The sequence below is a fragment of the Tabrizicola thermarum genome (genome assembly GCF_003574395.1).
GTDB lineage: Bacteria > Pseudomonadota > Alphaproteobacteria > Rhodobacterales > Rhodobacteraceae > Tabrizicola > Tabrizicola thermarum.
Map to the genome: position 1 here is coordinate 1 of NZ_QMJY01000058.1, position 2,975 is coordinate 2,975.

The 2,975-nt window shown below is 61.8% G+C and carries 6 protein-coding genes; all 6 read left to right on the plus strand.

Annotated features, from left to right (window positions below; genetic code table 11):
- On the plus strand, positions 1 to 78 hold a 78-nt coding region (locus tag D5084_RS09185; protein WP_155523124.1), incomplete at its 5' end, for an EF-Tu C-terminal domain-related protein.
- 114 nt (positions 79 to 192) lie between these two features.
- Positions 193 to 501: a 30S ribosomal protein S10 gene (gene rpsJ / locus D5084_RS09190; protein ID WP_128515209.1), complete on the plus strand. Its 309-nt coding sequence runs from the start codon at positions 193 to 195 to the stop codon at positions 499 to 501.
- A gap of 13 nt (positions 502 to 514) precedes the next feature.
- Positions 515 to 1,234 (plus strand): 50S ribosomal protein L3, encoded by a 720-nt coding sequence (gene rplC / locus D5084_RS09195; RefSeq protein ID WP_128515210.1) that lies wholly within the window; start codon positions 515 to 517, stop codon positions 1,232 to 1,234.
- Positions 1,231 to 1,851: a 50S ribosomal protein L4 gene (rplD, locus tag D5084_RS09200; protein ID WP_128515211.1), complete on the plus strand. Its 621-nt coding sequence runs from the start codon at positions 1,231 to 1,233 to the stop codon at positions 1,849 to 1,851. The genes rplC and rplD overlap by 4 nt, the downstream gene beginning before the upstream one ends.
- On the plus strand, positions 1,848 to 2,168 hold the full coding sequence (locus D5084_RS09205) for a 50S ribosomal protein L23 (RefSeq protein ID WP_128515212.1): 321 nt from the start codon (positions 1,848 to 1,850) through the stop codon (positions 2,166 to 2,168). Before rplD ends, D5084_RS09205 begins: the two co-directional genes overlap by 4 nt.
- Positions 2,169 to 2,277: 109 nt before the next feature.
- Positions 2,278 to 2,910, plus strand: a complete 633-nt coding sequence (locus tag D5084_RS09210) for a DUF4238 domain-containing protein (RefSeq protein ID WP_128515213.1) — start codon at positions 2,278 to 2,280, stop codon at positions 2,908 to 2,910.
- The last annotated feature ends 65 nt before the right edge of the window (positions 2,911 to 2,975 follow it).

Here is a 2,975-nt window from a genome sequence, read left to right on the forward strand (position 1 = left end):
GAAGAGAAGCTGCGCTTCGCCATCCGCGAAGGCGGCCGCACCGTCGGCGCCGGCGTCGTGTCGAAGATCATCGCCTGAGGCGTATTGCACTCCTGAAGGGTGGGCTGTAGAAGCCCGCCCTTCGACCAACGAAACAGAACCTCTCGGGTGAGGCGCGTCGCCCCAGGCCGATGTTCTAAAGGGAAAAAACCGATGCAAGGTCAGACCATCCGCATCCGGCTTCGCGCCTTCGATTACCGTGTGCTGGACGCCAGCACCCAGGAAATCGTGAACACCGCGAAGCGTACCGGTGCCACCGTCCGCGGGCCGATTCCGCTGCCCAACAAGATCGAGAAATTCACGGTTCTCCGTGGTCCGCACATCGACAAGAAGTCGCGCGACCAGTGGGAGATCCGCACGCACAAGCGTCTTCTCGACATCGTCGACCCCACCCCGCAGACCGTGGACGCGCTGATGAAGCTCGACCTCGCGGCCGGTGTGGACGTCGAGATCAAAGTGTAAGGAGGGCAGGCAGATGCGCTCTGGAGTTATCGCAAAGAAGCTGGGCATGACCCGGCTGTTCCTGGCGGACGGCAAGCAGGTTCCGGTGACGGTCCTGCAGCTGGACAGCCTTCAGGTCGTGGCACAGCGCACCGCTGACAAGGATGGCTACACCGCCGTCCAGCTGGGGGCGGGCGTGGCCAAGGCCAAGCGGACCACCGCCGCGCAGCGCGGCCATTTCGCCAAGGCGAACGTGGCGCCCAAGCGCAAGATCGCGGAATTCCGCGTTTCGCCCGACTGCCTGATCGAAGTGGGCGCGGAAATCACCGCCGACCACTATCTGGAAGGCCAGTATGTCGATGTCGCCGGGACCTCTATCGGCAAAGGTTTTGCCGGCGCGATGAAGCGGCACAACTTCGGCGGCCTGCGCGCCAGCCACGGTGTGTCGGTGTCGCACCGGTCGCACGGCTCGACCGGCCAGTGCCAGGACCCCGGCAAGGTGTTCAAGGGCAAGAAGATGGCCGGCCACATGGGCGCCGTGCGCGTGACCACGCAGAACCTGCAAGTGGTGCGCACCGATGCCGACCGCGGTCTCATCATGATCAAGGGCGCTGTCCCCGGATCGAAGGGTGGCTGGGTCACGATCAAGGACGCCGTGAAGAAGCCGGAAGCCAAGGACGCCCCGCGTCCCGCCGCGATCCGGACTGCCGCTGCTCCGGCCGCTGAAGTCGCCGCCGAAGGGGGTGAAGCATGAAACTCGATGTGATCAAGCTGGACGGCGGCAAGGCCGGTTCCGTCGAACTGGACGAAGCGCTGTTCGGCCTCGAGCCGCGCGCCGACATCCTGCACCGCGTGGTGCGCTGGCAGCGGGCGAAGGCCCAGGCCGGCACGCACTCGACGCTGGGCAAGTCGGATGTCAGCTACTCGACCAAGAAGATCTATCGCCAGAAGGGCACCGGCGGCGCACGCCACGGGTCGAAGAAGGCACCGATCTTCCGGCACGGCGGCGTCTACAAGGGTCCGACCCCGCGCAGCCACGCCCATGACCTGCCGAAGAAGTTCCGCGCCCTCGGGCTGCGGCACGCGCTCTCGGCCAAGGCCAAGGCGGGCGAGCTGGTGATCCTGGACGCGGCCACGCTGGCCGAGGCCAAGACCGCCCATCTGGCCAAGATGAAGTCGGAACTCGGCTGGAAGCGCGTCCTCATCATCGACGGCGCTTCGGTCGATCCGAACTTCGCCCTGGCCGCCCGCAACCTGGAAGGCGTGGACGTCCTGCCGACCATCGGCGCCAACGTCTACGACATCCTGAAGCGTGATACCCTGGTCATCACCAAGGCCGGTATCGAAGCCCTGGAGGCTCGCCTGAAATGAGCAAAGCACCGAAAACCGCGGCGGCCGTCAAGCCGGAGCACTACGACCTGATCCAGAAGCCGGTCATCACCGAAAAGGCCACCATGGCCTCGGAGGCGGGGGCCGTCGTGTTCCAGGTCGCGATGGATGCGTCCAAGCCGCAGATCAAGGAAGCCGTCGAGGCGATCTTTGGCGTGAAGGTGAAGGCGGTGAACACCACCATCACCAAGGGCAAGGCCAAACGCTTCCGCGGCCGCGCCGGCGAGCGGTCGGACAAGAAGAAGGCCTATGTCATGCTGGAAGACGGTCAGACGATCGACGTGACGACTGGTCTTTGAGCCTTAGGCTTGAGTGATATGAGAGAGCCCCTGCCGGAAGGCGGGGGCTTTTTTCGTTTAGTGGCACTAAGCTAGGAACGCCTATATTTGCAAGATTGTGGTGCTCAATATGACTTCTAGAACCAAGAAACAGCATGTTGTCCCTCGATTCTATCTGAGCAAGTTTTGCGACCCAGATGGGCTAGTTTGGACGTACTCGAGCGGGGACAAGCCGCGTGGTGACAAACCAGAAGCAACAGCCGTAGAGACAAACTTCTACAGTCCGATAGGCGGGACCGGCGAAAGGTTTGACGAGGTTGAAGAGCTCTTGGCTACAATCGAAGGCAACGCTGCTCCTCTATGGGATAAACTTACCGATGGTAAGGTATTCAAGGGAGAAGAGCGCGAACACATAGCTATCTTCTTAGCGGCACAGTATTTGCGTTCCCCTTCCGTTGTCGGAGCAGGAGCAGAAATGATGGCCCAACTTATGCATCATACCGCCCGGTTCATCGCCTCCGATCGGGAAGTTCACGAGCGGTCTGTCGACCAGTACGAACAAGCGACGGGCGAAGTGATTTCACCTGAAGACCGCGAAAAGATGCGAGTCTTTCTAAGTGACCCCAACAACTTCTCGATAAATGTCCTGCGCTCAGCGGGGTTGCCAATACTGGGTGGAATGGGGAACCTGGCGGACATTTTCATGAATATGAAATGGGTCGTGGGGCGCAGCAAGGATCAGCACCTAAGATGCTGTCCCTGAGCTTGGTGTAGGTTCTGGCTGAGGTGGTCACCGGCGATGTTCCGGTAGGGTCTGGTTGCTGACAC

What these genes read in the sequence shown, in the direction of transcription:
- D5084_RS09205 (WP_128515212.1), top strand. Translation starts at nt 1,848, where the DNA reads ATGAGCAAAGCACCGAAAACCGCGGCGGCCGTCAAGCCGGAGCACTAC.
- rplD (WP_128515211.1), top strand. Translation starts at nt 1,231, where the DNA reads ATGAAACTCGATGTGATCAAGCTGGACGGCGGCAAGGCCGGTTCCGTC.
- rpsJ (WP_128515209.1), top strand. Translation starts at nt 193, where the DNA reads ATGCAAGGTCAGACCATCCGCATCCGGCTTCGCGCCTTCGATTACCGT.
- rplC (WP_128515210.1), top strand. Translation starts at nt 515, where the DNA reads ATGCGCTCTGGAGTTATCGCAAAGAAGCTGGGCATGACCCGGCTGTTC.
- D5084_RS09210 (WP_128515213.1), top strand. Translation starts at nt 2,278, where the DNA reads ATGACTTCTAGAACCAAGAAACAGCATGTTGTCCCTCGATTCTATCTG.